The sequence below is a fragment of the Paenibacillus glucanolyticus genome (assembly GCF_037333485.1).
Lineage (GTDB): Bacteria > Bacillota > Bacilli > Paenibacillales > Paenibacillaceae > Paenibacillus_AQ > Paenibacillus_AQ glucanolyticus.
In genome coordinates this window covers 4,759,962-4,781,753 of record NZ_CP147845.1, presented here as the reverse complement: position 1 = coordinate 4,781,753, position 21,792 = coordinate 4,759,962, and the positions used below count along the sequence as shown (strand labels likewise).

The 21,792-nt window shown below is 50.4% G+C and carries 21 protein-coding genes; all 21 read left to right on the top strand.

From position 1 onward, the window contains the following. The first annotated feature begins 45 nt into the window (after nt 1-45). Complete coding sequence (locus tag WDY75_RS22555; RefSeq protein ID WP_063478941.1) at nt 46-1,224, top strand: exonuclease SbcCD subunit D; 1,179 nt, start codon at nt 46-48, stop codon at nt 1,222-1,224. Next, nucleotides 1,225-4,674, top strand: coding sequence for an AAA family ATPase (locus WDY75_RS22550; RefSeq protein WP_063478942.1), 3,450 nt, complete (start codon nt 1,225-1,227; stop codon nt 4,672-4,674). Nucleotides 4,675-4,955: 281 nt separating this feature from the next. Further along, nucleotides 4,956-5,315, top strand: a complete 360-nt coding sequence (locus tag WDY75_RS22545) for a histidine triad nucleotide-binding protein (RefSeq protein WP_006209019.1) — start codon at nt 4,956-4,958, stop codon at nt 5,313-5,315. A gap of 184 nt (nt 5,316-5,499) precedes the next feature. Next, a complete protein-coding gene (gene rpsU, locus WDY75_RS22540; protein WP_005547957.1) occupies nt 5,500-5,673 on the top strand; it encodes a 30S ribosomal protein S21 in 174 nt (57 codons plus the stop codon). Nucleotides 5,674-5,690: 17 nt separating this feature from the next. After that, complete coding sequence (locus WDY75_RS22535) at nt 5,691-6,131, top strand: GatB/YqeY domain-containing protein (RefSeq protein ID WP_006209020.1); 441 nt, start codon at nt 5,691-5,693, stop codon at nt 6,129-6,131. Nucleotides 6,132-6,399: 268 nt separating this feature from the next. Then, a complete protein-coding gene (locus WDY75_RS22530; protein ID WP_063478943.1) occupies nt 6,400-7,761 on the top strand; it encodes an NfeD family protein in 1,362 nt (453 codons plus the stop codon). 96 nt (nt 7,762-7,857) lie between these two features. Beyond that, nucleotides 7,858-8,865, top strand: a complete 1,008-nt coding sequence (gene floA / locus WDY75_RS22525; RefSeq protein WP_006209022.1) for a flotillin-like protein FloA — start codon at nt 7,858-7,860, stop codon at nt 8,863-8,865. A gap of 18 nt (nt 8,866-8,883) precedes the next feature. Further along, entirely contained in the window at nt 8,884-9,474 is a 591-nt protein-coding gene (locus WDY75_RS22520; protein WP_063478944.1) for a hypothetical protein, read from the top strand. Nucleotides 9,475-9,603: 129 nt separating this feature from the next. Next, nucleotides 9,604-9,897: a sporulation protein YqfC gene (gene yqfC, locus WDY75_RS22515; RefSeq protein ID WP_063478945.1), complete on the top strand. Its 294-nt coding sequence runs from the start codon at nt 9,604-9,606 to the stop codon at nt 9,895-9,897. Further along, nucleotides 9,894-11,087: a sporulation protein YqfD gene (yqfD, locus tag WDY75_RS22510; RefSeq protein WP_063478946.1), complete on the top strand. Its 1,194-nt coding sequence runs from the start codon at nt 9,894-9,896 to the stop codon at nt 11,085-11,087. The genes yqfC and yqfD overlap by 4 nt, the downstream gene beginning before the upstream one ends. A gap of 6 nt (nt 11,088-11,093) precedes the next feature. Beyond that, nucleotides 11,094-12,065, top strand: a complete 972-nt coding sequence (locus WDY75_RS22505; protein ID WP_006209026.1) for a PhoH family protein — start codon at nt 11,094-11,096, stop codon at nt 12,063-12,065. Between the two features lie 14 nt (nt 12,066-12,079). Then, nucleotides 12,080-14,356, top strand: a complete 2,277-nt coding sequence (locus WDY75_RS22500; RefSeq protein WP_036644448.1) for an HD family phosphohydrolase — start codon at nt 12,080-12,082, stop codon at nt 14,354-14,356. A 24-nt stretch (nt 14,357-14,380) separates the two neighbouring features. After that, nucleotides 14,381-14,878, top strand: coding sequence for an rRNA maturation RNase YbeY (gene ybeY, locus WDY75_RS22495; protein ID WP_063478947.1), 498 nt, complete (start codon nt 14,381-14,383; stop codon nt 14,876-14,878). After that, complete coding sequence (locus WDY75_RS22490) at nt 14,878-15,261, top strand: diacylglycerol kinase family protein (protein WP_006209029.1); 384 nt, start codon at nt 14,878-14,880, stop codon at nt 15,259-15,261. Before ybeY ends, WDY75_RS22490 begins: the two co-directional genes overlap by 1 nt. 33 nt (nt 15,262-15,294) lie before the next feature. Then, a complete protein-coding gene (gene cdd / locus WDY75_RS22485) occupies nt 15,295-15,708 on the top strand; it encodes a cytidine deaminase (protein ID WP_006209030.1) in 414 nt (137 codons plus the stop codon). A 67-nt stretch (nt 15,709-15,775) separates the two neighbouring features. Beyond that, nucleotides 15,776-16,678 (top strand): GTPase Era, encoded by a 903-nt coding sequence (era, locus tag WDY75_RS22480; RefSeq protein ID WP_036644442.1) that lies wholly within the window; start codon nt 15,776-15,778, stop codon nt 16,676-16,678. Between the two features lie 138 nt (nt 16,679-16,816). Continuing rightward, a complete protein-coding gene (locus WDY75_RS22475) occupies nt 16,817-16,957 on the top strand; it encodes a YqzL family protein (protein WP_006209031.1) in 141 nt (46 codons plus the stop codon). Nucleotides 16,958-16,993: 36 nt separating this feature from the next. Next, entirely contained in the window at nt 16,994-17,749 is a 756-nt protein-coding gene (gene recO, locus WDY75_RS22470; protein ID WP_063478948.1) for a DNA repair protein RecO, read from the top strand. Between the two features lie 366 nt (nt 17,750-18,115). After that, nucleotides 18,116-19,003 carry a glycine--tRNA ligase subunit alpha gene (gene glyQ / locus WDY75_RS22465; RefSeq protein WP_006209033.1) on the top strand — a complete coding sequence of 296 codons (888 nt, stop codon included), beginning with the start codon at nt 18,116-18,118 and terminating at the stop codon, nt 19,001-19,003. Beyond that, nucleotides 18,996-21,071 (top strand): glycine--tRNA ligase subunit beta, encoded by a 2,076-nt coding sequence (gene glyS, locus WDY75_RS22460; protein ID WP_063478949.1) that lies wholly within the window; start codon nt 18,996-18,998, stop codon nt 21,069-21,071. Before glyQ ends, glyS begins: the two co-directional genes overlap by 8 nt. A 233-nt stretch (nt 21,072-21,304) precedes the next feature. Then, on the top strand, nt 21,305-21,778 hold the full coding sequence (locus tag WDY75_RS22455; RefSeq protein ID WP_006209034.1) for a YaiI/YqxD family protein: 474 nt from the start codon (nt 21,305-21,307) through the stop codon (nt 21,776-21,778). The last annotated feature ends 14 nt before the right edge of the window (nt 21,779-21,792 follow it).

The window sequence follows — 21,792 nt, the reverse complement described above, 5'->3', positions numbered from 1 at the left end:
TTAGTGAGTTTGAGTTTGTTGGAAGTTTGGGAGAGGAGATTTGCGATGCGTATTTTGCACACCGGAGACTGGCACTTGGGGCGAACGCTTGAAGGACGGAGCCGGCTGGCGGAGCAGGAGCACTTTCTGGATGAGGTGGTTGAGCTGGCTAAGGATCAGAAGGCAGACCTGATCCTTATGGCGGGAGATGTCTATGATTCCGTAAATCCACCTGCGGCAGCGGAGCAGCTGTTTTATGATGCGGCAGCCAGGCTGACAGAGGGAGGCCGCCCGATGGTGGTCATTGCCGGCAATCATGATCAGCCGGAGCGTGTGGCATCCATCACGCCGCTTGTTTTGACCAGGGGCATTACCCTCATTGGAACTCCTATCGCCAATGCCGTGACCGTTTCGGCGGCACGTACGGGAGAAACAGCCAAGATAGCCGCTCTTCCCTATCCCTCGGAGGCGCGGTTGAATGAACTGCTCTCGGTGGATGGGGACGAGGACCAGCTCCGCCGTGCTTATAGCGAAAGAGTAGGGAAACTGATGAGGATGATGGCACGGGAGTTTTCCCAGCAGACGGTTAACCTGGCTATGAGCCATATTTATGTTCTTGGCGGCGTTGAGAGCGATTCTGAACGACCGATACAGGTTGGCGGAGCTTATACGGTCGATCCGTCCGCACTCTCTGTCGGCGCAGCCTATACGGCGCTGGGTCATTTGCATCGCTCTCAGGCTGTGAAAGGGGAGGGGATCATCCGCTACAGCGGTTCACCGCTGGCTTACAGCTTCTCGGAAGCTGGGCAGGCCAAATCTGTGACGATGGTTGACGTGTCGCCAGGTGGAGTCCCCGTGATTGAGGAGCTGTTTCTAAGCAGCGGTCGTTCGCTAGTTCGCTGGAAGGCAAAGGGCGGCTTGGAGGAAGTTTATCAGTGGCTTGATGAGGGTCGTGATCCAGATGCCTTTATCGATCTGGAGGTATCCTTGACGGAGGCCATGGGGCTTGCGGACATCCAGCGCCTGCGCAAGAGCAGAGACGGGATTGTTCACATTCGCCCGGTATATCCGGAGATGGAGGCGCTGGAGCTGGAGAATGAGCGTTCCCGACTGCCGCTTCCAGATCTGTTCCGAAAGTTCTATCAGCGGCAAACCGGCGGGGCGGAGCCCGAGGACCATCTGGTTGATTTGTTCCTGGAGCTTGTAGAGGAAGAGGAACCCGACGGGTCGGAGGTGAAAGCGTAGATGAAACCGATTCTGTTGAAGTTATCCGGTTTGCAGAGCTACCGCAGTACGCAGGAAATTGATTTTGAAACGTTGTGTGAAACCGGACTTTTCGGGATATTCGGTCCGACTGGAAGCGGGAAATCCACACTGCTAGATGCCATTACACTGGCTATGTACGGGAAAGTGGAGCGCGCGGTTAACGGCACCCAGGGAATCATGAACCATTCGGAGGACAGCTTGTCTGTCTCCTTTACGTTTGAGCTTTCTTCTGCTGCCGGGCTGGAGCGATACCGGGTAGAGCGGAGATTTAAACGAGTGAATGAGCTCTCCATCAGCAATACGATCAGCCGTTTTATCCAAGTTACACCCGAAGGGGAGCAAGTGATGGCGGATAAGCTGGCCGACGTCACCCGCTGCGTAGAAGAGAAAATCGGATTGAAGATGGACGATTTTACCCGTGCGGTCGTGCTCCCTCAAGGGAAATTCGCCGAATTCTTATCCCTGAAGGGCAGCGATCGCAGGCAGATGCTCCAGCGGCTGTTTCATTTGGAGAGGTACGGAGATCAGCTTGCCATGAAGCTCAGCCGCCGGGTGAAGGATACGGACGGTGCCCTGAAATCCATAGAAGCGGAGCAGCAAGGGCTGGGCAGCGCGGGCAAAGAGGCTTTGGCAGAAGCGAAAACAGCGCTGGAAGATGCTAAGAAACTCGCTGTATCCTCCCGCAGCCGTCTCCAGGCCACAATTGAGGCGCATGAAGCTCTGGGAAAAATTCGCGAGCTGGACATGGAGAAGCAACGGTTGTTGGGCAAGCTGGATGAATTGTCTGCTCAAGAGGAAGAGATTAAGCGGCTGGAGCACCGGCTGGAGCTGACGGGAGCAGCTGCCGCTGTCCTCCCTGCGCTTGAGACGTGGCGTGATACCGGCAAAACGTGGGAAACTCGGCTCAGGCATGCCGAGGGGCTCACCAAGCAGGCTGCAGCAGCTCAGCAGGCTGCTGAACAGGCGGGCACAGCAGATGAAGCTGCCCAGGCAGCGCTCATCGCAGAGGAGCCGAAGCTCGTGCTGCGTGAGCAGCAGCTCGAGCAAGCTGTCATATTGCAGCAAGAGCGGGATGTTTTGTCCAACGAGTTGGCCCGGTTGGATGTACAGCGAGCGGATGCCCGCAAAGAATTCGAGACGGTGGGCGTGCAGCTCCAGAAGGAGCAGGAGCTGCTTGAACGAGGACGCAGACGGCGGGAGGAGCTGCAGGATAAGCTCAAAGGGCTTGAGACCCGCTCAGGTGAGCGTCAGGCGCTTCATGCGGCGATGCAGAAGGTTCAGGCATTGGAGGCAGCCCGTAAGCATAAGGAAAAGGCAGAACACGAACTGAAACAGCAGGAGATCAAACTCAAGGAGCAAGAGTTAAGGCTCAGTATGCTGCAGAAGCAGGAAGTGGAACTGCAGCAGCGATACATAAAGCTCTCGGCACATGCCGGCAATCTGCAGCGTTCTGCCGCTGAAGTTGCGGCGTTTGCCGACCGGACGGCAGTTGCGGCCAGCCAGGTAAACCAGGCGATGAATCAATTGCTTCGTGAAAAGCAGCTTCATGATTTGTCCATGTCGCTGGCTCTTGAGCTACAGGAGGGTAAGCCTTGTCCCGTATGCGGAAGCGAGCATCACCCTCTTCCTGCCGCAGCTTCGGAGCCGTCTGATACGACCTCTGACGAGAACCTGGATAGACTGTCACGGATTGCACATCAGATACAGGAAATCCGATTGACCCTGCGGGGGCAGCTTAACGAAGCGGAATCTCTGGTGAGTCATTTGAATGCCCAGACGGAGCCGTTCGCTGGAAGCGAACTCCTTCTCGAGGGCCCTCGTGAGGAGCAGGACGAAGCATGGGTGGAAGCTGCAGCCTCAGGAGTGCCTGTTGTTGAAACACCGTACGATGTGGAGAGGCTTGCTTCAGACACTGCATGGCTGGTGCAAAGAGCGGAAGCACAGGCAGCTTCCATTGGGCAGTGCCGCATGGAGGCGTCCAAGGCTCAGCAGAGCCTCCACGCTTGCCAACAGGAGCTCATGAAGCAGAATGCTGCGGCTGAGAATGGTCATACGACAGTGAACCAGCTGCGCGATCAGCTTGCAGGCTTGGAAGTCGAAACTGCCGACATTCAAAGTTTATGGCAGGAGGACAACCCGGCATTTCCTTTGGAAGAGACGGCTGATCGTTTTCAGCTCATGCAGCAAAAGGATGCGGAGTCCGAGTCCATTAGGGAAGGGCTTGAACGAAGCGTTCCCTTCATTGAGGAGAAGCAGCAGGCGGTCCTCCGCCTGGAGCAGAAGCTCCGTGAGCTGGAGAAGCTGCTGATTCAGTGGGATGCCCAGCGTGAGGGCAAAGCTGAAGTGTTGAAAGACAAGAAAGAGCGCCTTCAGGCATGGATTGGGGAACGATCCGCTGAAGAGCTGTTGAGCGAATGCCGATCCAGATTGAAGCTTCTGAAGGAATCCGCTGAGCAAGCCAGAGGCAAGCGCAGAAAGGCCGATGAGGCGGCGCAGCTTGCAGCCAAAGAAGCAGCTCTTGCAGAACAGGCTGCAAACGCCGCACAGGAGCTGTATCTTGCTGCCAAGCTTGCATGGGAGAAGCAACTGGAAGCCTCGCCGTTTGTTACGGAGGCAGCCGTTATGGAAGCCTGCTTATCCGAGAGCGAAACCGAACGATGTGCCCAGCTGGTGAAGGCGCATCGTGAGGGACAACGAGAATGGACGCTAAGGCTTCGGGACGTCGAGCAGAAGCTCGGCACCGATCCATTCCGTCAAGAGGAATGGGAACGAAGCTCTGCCGAGCTTCAGGTGGCTCGTACGGCCGATGAGGAGGCCGTACGGGCGAAAGCCAGAGCGGAGCGGGACCTGGAAGATTTGGAGAAGCGACATATCCGGTTTATGGAATTGGAAGAGCTGCGCCTTGGCCTTCAACGGGAAAGCGAGCGCTTGTCCAAACTGCAGTCCTGCTTGCGAGGCAATGCATTCGTGGAATACATTGCGGAGGAGCAGCTGATGCAGGTGAGCCAGTCTGCTTCCCAGCGTCTTCGCTTCTTGACCAAGCAGCGCTACTCGCTTGAGGTGGATTCCGGGGGAGGCTTTGTCATTCGGGATGACGCCAACGGCGGCGTAAGGCGGCCGGTATCCACGCTATCCGGCGGTGAGACATTCTTAACCTCGCTGGCCTTGGCTTTGGCGCTTTCAGCGCAGATTCAGCTTCGGGGGCAGTATCCGCTCCAGTTCTTCTTCCTTGATGAAGGCTTTGGCACCCTGGATCCGGAACTGCTGGAGACGGTTATCACCGCTCTGGAGCGGCTTCATAATGATAAGCTTACCGTCGGCATCATCAGTCACGTGCCAGAGCTTCGGGCGCGTTTGCCACGGAAGCTGGTCGTGCGGCCTGCGGAGCAGGCTGGAGAAGGATCGCAGCTTGCGATCGAATCGCTGTAGCAGCTAGAGCAGTCGATGTGATATATATCACGGAAACAGCAACAAGGCACTGTTATAGTACAGTTAAGCCGACATATACAAGAAGCACCGGGCAGGCGCTTGATCATGGGGGATTCCTAACTTTTCCCTTGCTCTCATGATGAAGCGCCTCCTTACTGGACAGCTGCGTTCCAGGGGTGCTTCTCTTTTTTTGCCTGCTGCTGATAAAGTCATTTATTGGACGCATGGTCCATTTTCTTATATGATAAAAGCGTGAGAACGTAAGAAAGGGGTAACCGTGCATGGATTGTCTTTTTTGTAAAATTGTAGAGGGTGAGCTTCCTTCGACGAAAGTACTCGAGAATGATAAGGTGCTTGTATTTCAAAATATTAACCCGGAAGCACCTGTTCATGTATTGATCATTCCCAAGAAGCATATCGCATCCATGAACGATATTCAGGATGAGGATTCGCAGCTGATTGGTGAGATGCACCAAGCAGCAAAAGAAGCTGCGGCCAAGCTTGGCATTGCAGAGAGCGGTTATCGGCTGATTAACAACTGCGGACCTGATGGAGAACAATCGGTGTTCCATGTACATTATCATCTGATGGGCGGCCGTCGTTTAGGTGCATTGACAGGCATTTCACCCGCTCATACATAGCATCTGGAATAAAGAGAACGATATCAACCTCCCAGTGTTTGACCTCTGTGGGGTTGTTCCAATTGTTGAGACTATTGTAAATTAGGCGCCCAAGGTTGACACCCTATTTCGGTTTGCCCTATAATGAAGTTTGATGAACCGTGTTAATGCTCTTGGACGGTCTGGTCGGAGGGAGGGAAAACTGGTGTCTGAAACTAAAGTTCGCAAAAACGAGACAATTGATGCTGCACTTCGTCGCTTCAAGCGTTCCATTGCTAAAGATGGCGTATTGGCTGAAGTGAAGAAACGCAAGCATTATGAAAAGCCAAGCGTAAAGCGCAAGAAAAAGTCCGAGGCTGCTCGTAAGAGAAAGTTTTAGGAGGATCTGAAAAAAGCATGAATCTTAGCGAACGATTGAACGAAGATATGAAGCAAGCGATGAAGAGTAAGGACAAGTTCAAACTCTCAACGATTCGAATGGTTCGTTCGACGATAAAAAATCTTGAAATAGATTTGAAACGAAGTTTGGATGACAACGAAGTGCTTGATATTTTTAGTCGTGAAATCAAACAGCGCAAAGATGCCCTCCAAGAATTTGAAAAAGCGGGACGCGACGATCTTGCCGCCGATGCAAAAGCAGAAATTGAGCTCCTTAGCGCCTACCTCCCGGAACAGCTTACTGAAGAAGAAATTAAAGTCATTGTACAGCAGACCATCCAGGAAACCGGTGCTTCTTCAAAAGCCGAGATGGGTAAAGTGATGAGCGCTCTCATGCCAAAAGTTAAAGGGCGTGCAGACGGAAAGCTTGTTAATCAAGTAGTTCAACAATTTCTGTAACAACATAAGTGAAACACCCCTTGTTTTTCAAGGGGTGTTTTTTCTTACTCTGTGGCTAAACCGCTTACTTTGTTAGAAATGCTATTTACTTAATCGATGGTTTTTTCCAACGATGGGCATACTTTTTGAAACGAAATCGTTTCTGATTCGTAATAACTACCATATGAGGGCAAGTAAATACATATGCTTATGCTTAAGGCAGGTCGCTGAACTCATTTTGTTGAATTAGGGGATGGATGGCTTAATAATTCGAAAAGGAGGGAGAAAGATGAAGGGACAGATCTGGATGCGAAGGTTCCTGACTTTGACGGCAGCCGCGGTTATGATACTGATATCCATCGGGATGTATTTTGGTCCGACAAAGCCTGCAGTGGCGGCTAACGTCGGGTCGGTCTATGTCATTCCGGTTAAACAGCAGATCGAGCGGGGTTTAACCAGTTTCATGGAACGCGGGTTTAAGGAAGCCGAACAAATGTCGGCCGGGCTCATTGTTCTGGAGATTGATACGCCTGGCGGACTGGTCGATCAGGCTGGGAAAATCGCCACCTTGATGAAGGACAGCAATATTCCTATTGTAGCCTACATTACAGGCGATGCTGCATCGGCTGGCAGCTATATCGCGCTGAACGCAGATAAGATTGCTATGTCGGATGGCAGCATGATAGGTGCAGCCTATATGGTCGATGCCAGAGGAAACCGGATTGAAGATGCCAAGCTGGTTTCCTGGTGGAAGAGCAAGATGGCTGGTGCTGCTGAAGCAAGCGGGCGAAACAAGAATATCGCCATGGGCATGGCTGACATTAATCTGAAGGTTGATATGCCTGAGATCGGATTGACAAAACAACCCGGTGATATTATTTCATTGACGCCAGATGAAGCACTCAAGACGGGTTATGCGGATACGCTTGCAAACAGCACCGAAGAGGTTATCGCGTGGATGGATTATTCTACTCAGGATGTATTCCGGATGGAGCCGACTTTCTCGGAAAAGCTGGCTACCTTCCTAACACACCCTGGGGTAATGACACTGCTGTTATTCATTGGTATCGCAGGTGTTATCATCGAAGTCATTGTACCGGGCTTCGGCGTACCTGGAATTCTCGGCGTGGCCTCATTTGTACTGTATTTCTTCGGTAATCAGGTAGCCGGTTTTGCCGGGTGGGAGACCTGGCTGCTGTTTATTATCGGCATTGTGATGCTGGCCTTGGAACTGTTTGTGCCAAGCTTCGGCATACTGGGCATTATTGGATCAGCCAGTTTGATCGCCGGTGTCGTGCTGGCGGCCTACAGCACATCGCATGTGGCATTGTCCCTTGGTATTGCCGCCGCCTCGGCTCTTGTAGCTGTAATCGTTGTCGCTCTCGTATTCAAGGAACGCGGGATATGGCGGAAGTTCATACTTAGTGACAGCTTATCGAGGGAGCAGGGATATGTTCCGAATGAAGACCGGGATGTATTAATCGGTCTCATTGGAACTTCAATTACGCCGCTCCGTCCAGCTGGAACGATGGAACTCGAGGGAAGACGTCTGGATGTGGTCACGCTGGGAGGATTCATTGATTCCGGTCGCCCGGTCCGAGTGATCAAGACAGACGGTACTAGAATTGTGGTAGAGGAAGAAAAAGGGTGAACCTCGTCACGTAATTGTGTAGTATGAAAAGGGCAAGTGTTTTAATCGGTTCCAGGATATGATGAAAATATTTTTCAAATGGAGGGTGAAGTAAGTATGGCATTGGATGGTTCTTTGATAACGATTCTGTTGATCGTGGTTGTCGCGATCATCGTACTTAGTGTGTTTTTCAGTTTCTTCCCGTTAATGCTCTGGATCTCGGCGATTGCTTCCGGCGTTCGCGTAGGGATTATAACATTGGTGGCTATGCGCCTGCGGCGTGTAACGCCAAGCCGAATTGTGAATCCGCTGATTAAAGCGACAAAAGCAGGTCTTGGTTTAAATATCAATCAGCTGGAAAGTCACTATTTGGCAGGCGGTAATGTAGACAGGGTTGTAAATGCCCTGATTGCAGCTCAACGTGCCAATATTCCACTTGAATTTGAACGTGCAGCCGCAATTGATCTTGCGGGACGCGATGTTCTGCAGGCTGTTCAGATGAGTGTTAACCCGCGTGTCATTGAGACGCCAATCGTTGCCGCTGTTGCAAAAGACGGGATTGAAGTCAAAGTTAAAGCCCGTGTAACCGTGCGTGCCAACATTGACCGTTTGGTCGGGGGCGCCGGGGAAGAAACGATCATCGCTCGTGTAGGGGAAGGTATCGTTACAACCGTCGGTTCGAGTAACTCTCATAAAGATGTTTTGGAAAATCCGGATCTGATCTCCAGAACGGTACTGTCCAAGGGCTTGGATGCCGGTACCGCATTTGAAATCCTGTCCATCGATATCGCGGATGTGGACGTAGGCAAGAACATCGGTGCTTATTTGCAGACCGAACAGGCTGAAGCCGACAAGCGTATTGCCCAAGCGAAGGCGGAAGAACGACGCGCGATGGCAGTTGCGCAGGAACAAGAGATGAAGGCTCGCGTCGTAGAGATGAGAGCGCGCGTTGTGGAATCGGAATCCCAAGTTCCGCTGGCCATGGCTGAAGCCCTTCGCAGCGGTCAACTCGGCGTCATGGATTACATGAACCTGAAAAACATCGAAGCCGACACGCAAATGAGGGGATCCTTCGGCAAGATGGGCGAGAACAATGATAATCCGGGAGACAACAAAAACAAGTAATGATGAGGTGAGCCTATAGTGAGCTGGTTAATTGAAAATTTTTACATTGTAGCTGTTATAGGCTTCTTCATCATCTCCGCCCTCGGAAGGCGCGGCAAGAACCCTGAGGAGGGGAAAACCACCCGTATGCCAACATTCGGTGGCGAGGGAGAACGTCCTGCAAGACCGGGACAGCAGAGGCAGCAGGATCCGCAGCAGCGGCCTGAAACAAGGCGGGTACAGACATCTCCGGAAGTCTCCCGTCCAGCACCTGCTCATGAAACCTCCCGTTTTGACAGGATCGATGAAGAAGAACCGGGGACCGGGAACGGATACTCTCTTGAACATCAAGAGATTGATCGAATGAGACGTGACCAGGAGATGAATCGTCAATCCGATAGCATGGATCATAGGATGCGCATGATGCAATCGGATCTGGATCGGATACATTCCGAGTTGAACAGGATGACCACCGCACTACCGGAAACCGTTGTCGAAATTCGAGACGAAGATCGTGAACAGTCTGACGGCAGTCGATCGAATTTTGCAGAACAGGCACGAAATGGTATTGTATGGTCAGAAATATTAGGAACCCCACGTGCCAAACGCCCGATGAATCCTCGTCGATAAGTAGATTAATAGAAGTGGGAGACCGCCTCGTCAAGATTTTTTTGACGTTGCGGTCTTTTTACTTTTGATCTCATAAAACAGCTACTTGGGGCATAAGGTGTACAGTACAGGAAGGGGGAAAGTCTCCATATGTCCCGCATCAGCCGCAAGCTGCAGAAATGGACCCAAGAAATGCTTGATTTGCCACAGGACCTGTTATTTGATTTGCCGCGGTTGACCCTGATTGGCAATAAAGAGCTGCATATCGAGAACCATCGCGGAGTCCGGCATTTTTCAGAGGAACGACTTGTGTTGTCTTTGACGCAGGGTTCTTTGGAGATTTCAGGGTCCGGTCTTGCGATTCAGGCAATCCAGAGTAATGAAGTGACCATCATTGGAACCATTCATAATATCCAATACATAGGAACGGGGGAGAAACCGTGAAGATTCCGACAATGATTAACCTTCGAGGATATTTGACGCTTGCTGTTCGCGGTGAGCATGTGGAAGCATTCATCAATTCGTTGGCGGAGGCGGGGATTCCCGTTTGGGACGTTACACCGACAGGGGCGCATTCAGCGGAGCTTAAACTGCTGCTGAAGGATTTTAGAGGGCTCCGTCCGCTGTTAAAACGGACAGGCTGCCGCACGCGCATCAAGGAGCGCTGCGGTTACCCCTTTAAGGCTCGGCGTCTGTTGAAACGCAAAGCGTTTGTGTTTGGCATTGTTTTGTTTTTTACCATATTGCTGACCCTTTCCTCGATGATATGGAATGTTGAGGTAGAGGGGAATGAGACCATTGCTTCGGAAGATGTGCTGGATGCAGCCAAGCAGGAAGGGATTTATCCTTTTCAATGGATTTTTAAGCTGGAATCGTTGGACAAGCTGTCCGGGAATATGACGGCCCGCCTACCGGGAACCTCATGGGTGGGAGTGGAACGTAACGGGACACGCATACGTATACAGATTGTAGAAGCTGCCGTGCCGGAGAAGCCGCCTCTTCAGAGCCCAAGGCATCTTATCAGTACACAGGATGCTGTCATTACCCACATATATGCTGAGAAGGGGGTCCCCAAAGTAGGGATCAACTCCCGGGTGAAGAAGGGCGACGTCCTGATTTCCGGTGTCCTCGGGGATGAGGAGAACTCGGAGAGAGTGGTGGCCAATGGAGAAGTGAGGGGGCTTGTGTGGCATGAGTACAACATTGAGGTCCCCTTGGTTAAGACGCATAAGGTCTATACGGGCGAAGGGAAAAAACGATCTTATATCGTGTTTGGCGATCGGGCCGTCCAACTGTGGGGTTATGGCGAAATTCCATTTTCGCAACAGGAAACGTTGACCTATTATGATCCCCTCACATGGAGAACGCGCGTGCTTCCGCTGGGCTGGATGACAGAAAAAATTATGGAGGTCACGGAGGTTCAGCATACCATCACGGAGGAAGAAGCGAAAAAAGAGGGCATCGAGGGGGCACAGCGGGATATTTTAGCGAAATACGGAGCGAAATCAAGGTTCGTAAGCCAAAAAATTTTGCATGATAAGAAAGAGAATGGTAAAGTTTATATGAAAGTGCTTTTTGAGGTGGAAGAGACCATCGCGAAAGAACTTCCCATAGTATACAATCAAGGAGAATGAGGCTATTTGTCACAGCAAACGACCAGCATTCAAATTTTACTGCAAAGCGCGTCAGAAGGTCTGTCTTTGTTCGGACCACAAGATACGTTTCTTAAATTAATTGAAAAAGAAATTCCCGCAACCATCGATTCACGGGAAGCGGTCATCACGATTCGGGGAGAACACCGAAATGTGGAGAGTCTCCAGCAGCTGTTTGAAGTGCTGCTTCAGCTTGTCCGGAACGGTTACATGCTGACTGAACGCGATATTCTGTATGCTGTAGAACTCGCCAAGGAATTGAGGGCGGACCAACTGCTTGATCTATACAAGGGCGAGATCACGACAACTTTCAAGGGTAAGCCTATTCGAGTAAAAACCATCGGTCAGAAGCACTATGTGACCACGATTAAGAAACGGGATGTCGTATTTGGCATCGGCCCTGCGGGAACCGGGAAAACCTATCTGGCGGTCGTGCTGGCCGTTGCAGCGATTAAGGAAGGCTCCGTGAAACGGATTATTCTGACAAGGCCTGCAGTCGAGGCAGGAGAGAGCCTGGGCTTTCTGCCAGGGGATCTGCAGGAGAAGGTGGATCCTTATCTCAGACCCCTGTACGATGCGTTATATGATGTGATGGGTCCGGATCAAACCGCCAAGGCACTTGAGCGGGGATTGATTGAAATTGCGCCGCTTGCCTACATGCGCGGACGGACGCTGGACGATTCATTTATTATTTTGGATGAAGCGCAGAACACAACACCGGAGCAGATGAAGATGTTTCTGACACGGCTCGGATTTGGCTCGAAGATGGTCATTACAGGGGACGTGACCCAGATTGACCTGCCGCGTGGCAAGAAATCAGGACTTATCGAAGCTAAAAGGATTTTGAGCGATATTGAGGAAGTCGGATTTGTTTACTTTGCTGAACAGGATGTTGTACGGCACTCTTTAGTTCAAAAAATCATCGTCGCTTATGATAAAGCAGCAGAAAACCAAGATTAAAGGGGATTGTCGCAATGGCCTCCAAAGAACCATCGACGGACAAGTCCATATGGGGTAAAAACAGCGGATGGAAATATAGCGTGGCAACACGCTATATTCTGTTTTTGCTGCTTGCGTTGCTCTTTTATATCAGTCTAGCATCGAAGCTTTTGCCGGAGCGGTATGACATTCAGGTCAATACGAAGAGTGAGAAGAACATCGTGTCGCCTGTACAAATAGAGGACAGCAAGGCTACATTGAAGGCACAAGAGGCTGCCGCAGAGAGCGTCCAGCCCATATACCCTCTTGTTCCTTTGCGAAATGACGTGCTGGTTACCCAAATTCTTGATCGCATTGAGCGCCTGAATCAAGATGTGGATATCAGCTCATCAGAAAAAGTCGGGATTTATCGCAATGAAATTCCGAGAATGGCAAAAGAGTTCGTGCAAAATTTTGTTTCGGCCAACAGCACAAATGAAGCTTATTCCAAAGAGCTGCTCGACGAGATGCAGCGTGTGATCGAGGAACAAACCTACCGCATCCCTGAGGAGACTTTTATTAAGCTGCCAAGGTTGAATTCTGAAGACATTATCGAGATGAAATCCGTTGCCCGGGAAATCGTATCCCGGCTGATGCTGAACGAAATCTTTGATGCGCAGACAGCACGCGCAAGAGTTGCGGAGATGGTAAGTACAAGTCGGTTAGATGATCGGACTTCAAGAGAAGTTGTTCAGGAGCTGTCGCGTCTTGCGATCACGCCTAACAAATTTCTTGACGAGGTAGCAACGAAGGAAGCAAGGGTTGAGAAACGCGAGAATACCCCGCCTGTATTCATTAAACAAGGGGATATCCTCGTGGCCAAGGGTCAGCTCATCACACCGGAACTTTATGAGCTGCTTGGCAAGAATGGATTGCTTAAGGATGAAGTGAATTACTGGCCGGAGCTGGGTGTTTTGCTGCTGTCCGCTCTGCTATCGCTTGGCATACTGATGTTCATCCGACAATCGGATCCCGGCAAATTCAAATACAACAATTCGCAGCTGTTAATGCTGCTTCTCGTGTACGTGATCACCTTGATCACCATGCATTTGACCGCTTTCCTGCAAAGTGATTCCCAGATCTATGTAGGATATCTTGCGCCCGTTGCGATCGGCGCGATTCTGGTAACCTTGCTGCTGGAAACCTCGCTTGCCTATTTCAGTGTCATTATCTTCAGTATCATGGCGAGTGTGATATTGAATGTGCGAGGGGAACTGTTTGACTTCCAATTCGGTTTATTCGCAGCCGTAACTTCATGTGTAGCGATCTTCTCTATCCACCGTGCGAGCCAGCGGTCAACGATGCTGAAGGGCGGTATTATGGCTTCTCTCTTCGGAGCGCTGATCGTGTTTATCATGTTGTTAATCAATAACGATACCTGGACCACGACAGAAACGCTGTATTCAATAGGCTTTGCTATTGCGGGCGGGCTGTTGACAGCTATCCTCGTCATCGGGCTTATGCCGTTCTTCGAAGTCACCTTCGGCATCCTGTCGGCATTAAAGCTCGTAGAATTGTCGAATCCGAATCATCCGCTGCTGCGCAAATTGCTGACAGAGACACCAGGCACTTACCATCACAGCGTAATGGTCGGCAATTTGTCGGAAGCTGCAGCGGAAGCGATTGGCGCCAATGGTCTCCTCTGCCGTGTCGGTTCCTACTATCATGATATCGGGAAGACCAAGCGACCGATCTATTTTATCGAGAACCAGAACAATATGGAGAACCCGCATGATTCCATTGAGCCGAAGCTGAGCAAATCCATTATCGTTGCTCATGCAAGGGATGGCGTGGAAATGTTGAAGGAGTACAAGCTGCCCAAGCCGATACGAGATATCGCAGAGCAGCATCATGGCACGACATTTTTACATTATTTTTATCATAAAGCGGTTCGTCAGGCTGAAGAGCAGGGCATTGAACCGGATTTCACGGAAGATGATTTCAGATATCATGGGCCGAAGGCTCAGTCCAAGGAGTCTGCCATCGTCGGTATTGCCGACAGCGTGGAGGCAGCCGTTCGCTCGCTGCGCAAACCGACGGTGGAGCAGGTTGAATCGATGATCGAGAAGATCATCAAGGGCCGCTTGGACGACCATCAGTTTAATGATTGTGATTTAACGATGAAGGAACTGGATATTATCGCCAAGACATTGAAGGAAACGGTGATGGGAATTTTCCATTCCCGGATCGAATATCCGGAAGATGTGAAGCGGCCTAAACCGCCGGCACCATCAACGGATGAAACTGCTTCAGGGACAACGGCAACCAGTTAGGAACAAGAGAAGGAGCGTTTAAGAATGAGCCTGCAGCTGGCATGGAATAATGAACAAGAGGAATTTCACATTGGCGAGGAGTTTATCGCTGTGCTTGAAGCGATCCTTCAGAAGGCAGGAGAGGCCGAGGGAGTAACGGATGGAGAGGTGGATCTGACCTTTGTTGATGATGGACAGATTCATGAATTGAACCGGGAATATCGGGGGATTGACCGCCCAACCGATGTGCTGTCCTTTGCCATGAATGAGATTACAAACGACGAGCTCGAAATCATTTATGAGCTTGACGAAGGTGAGGAACTGGAGAGTGTCCCGGATGTTCTGGGTGACATTATCATCTCGGTCCAGCGTGCAAAGCTGCAAAGCGAAGAATACGGTCACTCTCTTGAACGGGAGCTGGGTTTTCTGTTCGTTCACGGATTTCTGCATTTGCTCGGGTATGATCATCAGGATGAAGCGAGCGAAGCCGTAATGATGGGCAAACAGGAGGCTGTGCTAACCGAAGTAGGATTGACAAGATAGTGAAACCGCACAGACAATCGTTATATAAGGCATTTGGTTGTGCCTTACGGGGCATCGTCACGGCTGTGAAAACGGAACGCAATATGAAAATACACATGGCTGCTGCCTTGATCGTACTCATCGCAGCAGCTTTGCTGCACTTGGACCGGATGAGCTGGTTATTTCTGATATTGGCCATCGCCATTGTGTTCATTGCAGAACTAATGAATACCGCAATCGAGGCCGTAGTCGATTTAATCTCGCCACAAAAACATGTTTTAGCCCGATTGGCTAAGGATACCGCAGCCGGTGCAGCGTTAGTTGCAGCGGCGTTTGCCGTCATGGTCGGTTTACTGGTGTTCTATCAACCGGTTTGGGAATGGATACAATCAATGACAAATTGATATCAACAAGTTGATCTATAGGAGGAACTATACATGGATGCAGGATTATTAATGCAGGAAGCAATCAAGGCACGCACGCGGGCTTACATACCCTACTCGAAGTTTGGTGTGGGCGCAGCTCTTCTGGATGCGCATGGAGAGGTACACCATGGCTGCAACGTGGAGAACGCTGCCTATGGTCCCACCAATTGTGCAGAGCGTACGGCATTATTCCGGGCGATTGCAGATGGTCATGAAGCAGGGAGCTTCCAGGCGATTGCCATTGTTGCTGATACAGAAGGCCCCTGCTCACCTTGCGGTGTATGCCGCCAAGTATTGGTGGAGTTGTGCAAGCCGGATATGAAAGTGATTATGGGGAATCTGAAAGGCGATATACAGGAGACCACCGTCAGTGAGCTGCTGCCGGGAGCATTTGGCCCCTGGGATCTGAACAAAGAGCAAGCTTGAGTGAATTAGTGGAATTAATTAAAAAGAATACAACAAGTTGATACAGGAACAGTAGCGGAGGAATGTTATGCAGAAAAAACAATTTAAATCCGGATTCGTGGCTATTATCGGAAGACCGAACGTAGGCAAATCGACCCTGATGAATCAAGTGATTGGTCAGAAGATTGCGATTATGTCGGACAAGCCGCAAACGACGAGAAACAAAATTCATGGAGTGTACACAACCAATGATTCACAGGTAGTCTTTCTGGATACGCCGGGTATTCACAAGCGCCAATCCAAGCTTGGGGATTATATGAATCAGACTGCATTGGGCACATTAGGCGAGGTTGAAGCAGCTCTGTTTCTTGTTGATGCTTCTGAAGGAATCGGCGGAGGGGATCGTTACATTGCGGAGCAGCTGCAAAAGCTCAAGACTCCGATTATCCTGGTGATGAACAAAATCGATAAAATCGAGCCGACTGCCCTGCTGCCCCTTATTGAGCAGTATCGCAAGCTCCATGATTTTGCCGAGATCGTTCCGATTTCTGCGAAACTCGGCAGCAATGTGAATACGCTGCTTGATCAGATTCAGAAATACCTGCCGCCAGGCCCGCAGTATTATCCGGAGGATCAGGTAACGGACCATCCGGAGCAGTTTGTGTGCGCAGAGCTGATCCGCGAAAAGATTTTGCATATGACCCGGGAAGAGGTGCCCCACTCCATCGCTGTTACCATTGAAGATATGCGGGTGGAGGAGAACGGAACTGTGTACATTTCAGCCGTTATTTTTGTGGAGCGTGATTCGCAGAAGGGCATTATCATCGGAAAGCAGGGCGCTTTGCTCAAGGAAGTAGGCAGACAAGCCCGTCAGGATATTCAAAGACTGCTCGGATCCAAGATTTTCTTGGAACTCTGGGTTAAAGTTAAAAAAGATTGGCGCAATCAAGATCGTGTCCTTCGTGATCTCGGATTTCACCGTGGGGAGTAATCCATCCGGTGTCCAAATCTAACGGGAAAACATACGCAGTGCCGCCTGCCAACAATTGCATTTCATAAAACGGCTCCAGACGCACATCCTAATTTCCGTAGATGCGAAACGTCATTTCCGAAGAGAGGATGAATACGAATGCGAGATTTTTCGTGGAAGTATTTTGCGATGACAGGAGATGTCGATGCATATTTGCTGTATAAGGAAGCCGAAAGTGAATCGGTTCTTGCAGCAGCATCCGTTGAAGAAGAGGCGGCCCCGCATGAAGAAGACGAGTAATCATTGGTTGCTCCAGGAATGGTTGGGGGAAAACGCATGCTATATCGGGCGGAAGGGATTGTCATCCGCAGCATGGACTACGGCGAAGGGAACAAAATCATTACACTTTGCACCAAAGAATCGGGCAAGGTAGGTGTGCTGGTCAGAGGAGCAAAAAAGGTGAAAAGCCGGCATGCTGCTCTGACACAGTTGTTTACCTATGGAGAGTATGTTTTCTTCCGTAATGGTACAGGGCTCGGCAATTTGAATGCTGGTGAAATTATGGAGTCTCATCATAGGCTCCGCGAAGATCTTGTCAAAGCTGCCTATGCTTCTTATGCCTGCGAGCTCTTGGATCGGGTGCTGCAGGATGAGGAGACAGGCGCTTTTTGGTTTCATCAGCTGAAGGCTTGTATGGAAGCTCTTCAAGAGGATAAGGATCCCCAAATTATCATAAATCTCTATGAGATGAAAATCCTTCAGGCCGCAGGCTATGGGCCGGAGCTGGATGTGTGCATATCATGCAATCAGACTAGAAAAGATGAAGATATGCTGGTGAGCCCTCGCCTTGGCGGAGTGCTGTGTCGATACTGCAAGCATTTGGATCCGCCGGCGATGTCCGTTACACCGAGAACCCTGAAGCTGCTGCGTCTGTTCGGAAGATTGGACCTGCGACGGCTTGGCAATGTGGATGTGAAGGATGAGACCAAGGCCGAGCTCAAAACGGTCATGCGAGCCTTAATGGATATGCAGCTCGGACTGCGTCTGAAATCGCAAAACTTTTTGGACCAGATGGACAAGTACAACATTTGACGTAAGGTATAGAATGAGGTATGATATTTATCAGTTTATTAGTTTTTTGAATACTGACATGCATTGAACGGGAAAGTAGTGGATTATCGATCCGTTGTATAGCGAGCCGGGGATGGTGAGAGCCTGGTGGGAGAGATTCATGAAGAGGCACCCGGGAGCATGATGAACCGATAAAGTGGGTTTTGCTTATTGGCTGGTTTGAAGCATGACAGCGAATGAGCAGTGCCAAGTAGGGTGGAACCGCGGGAAGCTACAGCTCTCGTCCCTATGTCTGTACAACAGGCGTAGGGCGAGAGCTTTTTGTTGTACAGAGAATTGTTATCGTGATGGAATGTATTGAAAAAGAAAGCAAAGGAGCTAAAAATCATGAATTTCCAGCAGATGATTTTGACGCTGCAGCAGTTTTGGGCAGAGCAGAATTGCATCATCGTGCAGCCGTACGACACCGAGAAAGGTGCCGGTACGATGAACCCGATGACCTATTTGCGTTCGATCGGACCCGAGCCGTGGAATGTGGCGTATGTAGAGCCTTCCCGCCGCCCTGCTGACGGTCGCTACGGAGAGAACCCGAACCGTCTATACCAGCATCACCAATTTCAGGTCATTCTCAAACCTTCGCCGGATAATATCCAGGAGCTGTATCTGGAGAGTTTGAAGCGTCTTGGAATCAATCCCCTTGATCACGACATCCGTTTTGTTGAAGATAACTGGGAAGCACCAACTCTGGGCGCATGGGGTCTTGGCTGGGAAGTATGGCTTGATGGTATGGAAATTACCCAGTTTACGTACTTCCAGCAGGTTGGCGGCATTGACGCAAATCCGGTAGCTGTTGAGATTACTTACGGTATGGAGCGCCTTGCATCCTACATCCAGGACAAAGAGAACGTGTTCGATCTGGAATGGGTAAACGGCATCACATACGGGGACGTATTCCATCAACCGGAGTTTGAGCATTCGAAATACACGTTCGAAGTATCGGATGTCAAAATGCTGTTCACGTTGTTTAACATGTATGAAGAAGAAGCCAACAAAGCCATGAATCAGAATCTGGTGTTCCCGGCTTACGACTATGTACTCAAGTGCTCCCATACCTTTAACCTGCTCGATGCCAGAGGCGCGATCAGTGTAACGGAGAGAACGGGATACATCATGCGCGTGCGCAACCTGGCTCGTCAGGTGGCAGCTACGTATTTGGAGGAGCGCGAGAAGCTGGGCTTCCCGCTGATTAAGAAAGGGGGCGCAGACCATGTCTAAGGATTTATTGTTTGAAATCGGACTGGAAGAAGTCCCGGCACGATTTCTGCGCGCTGCGATGGAACAGCTTCAGGACAGAATGGTCAAATGGCTGGATGCTTCCAGGATCGGGCATGGAGATGTAACGGCGTATGCTACACCGCGTCGCTTGGCGGTATGGGTACAGGATGTTGCAGATAAGCAGGAGGACGTTAGCGAGGAAGTCAAAGGGCCTTCCCGCAAAATCGCGCTGGATGAGAGCGGTCAATGGAGTAAGGCGGCTCTCGGTTTTGCAAGAAGCCAGGGCGTTGCCCCCGAGAGCTTCACCTTTAAGGAGCTTGGCGGAGTGGAGTATATCTACGTTACGAAGAATAGTGTCGGCGTTGATACGAAGTCTATTTTGTCCGAAGGTCTTCATGGCATTTTGACCTCGATGACGTTCCCGAAGAATATGCGCTGGGGATCGCACGAATTTAAATTTGTCCGTCCGATTAAGTGGATGGTGGCTATGCTGGGCAGCGAAACGGTTGATCTGGAAATAACGGGCGTGAAATCTGGCAATGTGACTCGCGGACATCGTTTCCTTGGCAGCGAAGCAGTTATTCCGGAAGCGTCCGCTTACCGCGAAGTGCTCCGCGAACAGCATGTCATTGTTGACGTGAATGAACGCCAGGAGATGATTGTGTCGCAAATTCAGGCGCTGGCCCAGGAAAAAGACTGGAATATCGCCATTAAGGACGATCTGCTGGAAGAGGTGTTGTTCCTGGTTGAAACCCCAACCGTGCTGTATGGAACTTTCGACTCCTCGTTCCTGCATATTCCGCAGGACGTGTTAATTACTTCAATGCGTGAGCACCAGCGTTATTTCCCGGTTCTGGATAAGCAGGGACAATTGCTGCCATTCTTCGTAACCGTACGCAGCGGAGACAGCCGTTCGCTGGATGTCATTGCAAGAGGTAACGAGAAGGTACTGCGTGCCCGTCTGTCGGATGCGAAATTCTTCTATGAGGAAGATCAGAAACTTCAGATCAAAGACGCCTTATCGAAGCTTGAAAGCATTGTATTTCATGAAGAGCTGGGCACCATTGGCGATAAAGTTCGCAGAATCCGCCGAATTTCCGATCAACTGTCAACGAAACTCAGCATTTCCGCGGATGCAGCCGATTCCGTGAGTCGTGCAGCCGATATTTGTAAATTCGACCTGGTCACCCAGATGGTGTATGAGTTCCCTGAGCTGCAGGGCGTGATGGGTGAAGATTACGCGCGAAAATCCGGTGAGAAAGAAGAGGTGGCAAAAGCGGTATTTGAGCATTACCAGCCTCGTTTTGCCGGCGATTCGGTACCATCTACTCAGGCAGGGTCCATCGTCAGTATCGCTGACAAAATCGATACGATTGTGGGCTGCTTCTCCATCGGCATTATTCCGACGGGCTCCCAGGATCCATACGCGCTGCGCCGTCAGGCAGCAGGAATTGTACAGATCATTCTGGAGCACAAACTTCCGATTACGTTATCGGATGTGTTCGGCATTGCGCTGGAGATTCATGAGAATATTCGTGCGCTGAAGCGCTCGACAGACGAAATTGCCAAGGACCTTCAGGAGTTTTTCGGGCTTCGCGTGAAGAAACTTCTGTCCGAGGATCAGCGTTACGATGTGGTGGATGCAGTTATTACAGCCGGATTTGATCATGTGGTATCCGTTGTTTCAAGAGGCCATGCGCTGATGAATGCAGTGGAGGGCGTGCAGGATTTCAAAACAACGGTAGAATCCTTCAACCGGGTCAGCAATTTGGCTGCCAAGGCCGGCAAGGCTGCAGTCAATCCGGAACTGTTCACCGAAACGGAAGAAGCTACCCTGTATGAAGCTTGGAACGCTGTCCGCGAAGATTACAAAGCAGCGCTCGAAGCTGCCGACGGGGAACGTTCATTGTCCTTGCTGGGTGGACTAAAAGAACCGATTACCGGATTCTTTGATTCCGTTATGGTTATGGCTGAGGACGAAGCTGTACGGGCCAATCGTCTTGCGCTTCTGTCCGGAATTGATGGCGATTTGAAGCAGTATGCTGATTTTACAAAATTGGTGTGGTAGATAGTGACAGTATGATTTTGCAAATGGTATAATGTATTGTTCAGTGAAAGCGACAGCCCGTGGTTAAGCGCGGGATGCCGCTTTCGCTGTGCATAAGAGTCCATCGGCAGGGATCAAGCAAGTAGGGGTCATTGTTTATTATCAGAAGCAGGATTTTAATCTGCCAAAGACGTATATAATAATATACAGCATAAGGATTATTCCAAGATTAAAGATAGAGCCGGTGAATGTGAATGAACGATAGCATCTGCATTACGATCGTGGTTGACGGTGATGCGTGTCCAGTCAAGAAGGAAATCGCAGAGACTGCTCGTACGTTCCATGTGCCTGTACTGCTTGTTTCTTCCTACGATCATCTGTTACAAGCTGAAGAGGGTGTTACGACGATCCAGGTGGATCGGAGCGATCAAAGTGCCGACCTCTACATTGCCAACCACATATCCAGGGGGGATATCGTGGTGACGCAGGATTATGGACTGGCTGCACTGGCGCTTGCCAAATCATGCCATGTGATTTCCTTTCGCGGGCGTATTTTCGATAATACGGATATCGATTTCATGCTGGATACCCGTCATCATCAGGCTAAGGCAAGAAAGCAAGGCAGGTATGGCAAAGGGCCCAAGAAGCTGCTTGAGGAAGACCGGAGGTTTTTTCAACATAAACTGACAAAACTTTTGCATGAATTGCAGGAGAATGTCCACCCGTAGCGAATACTATTTAC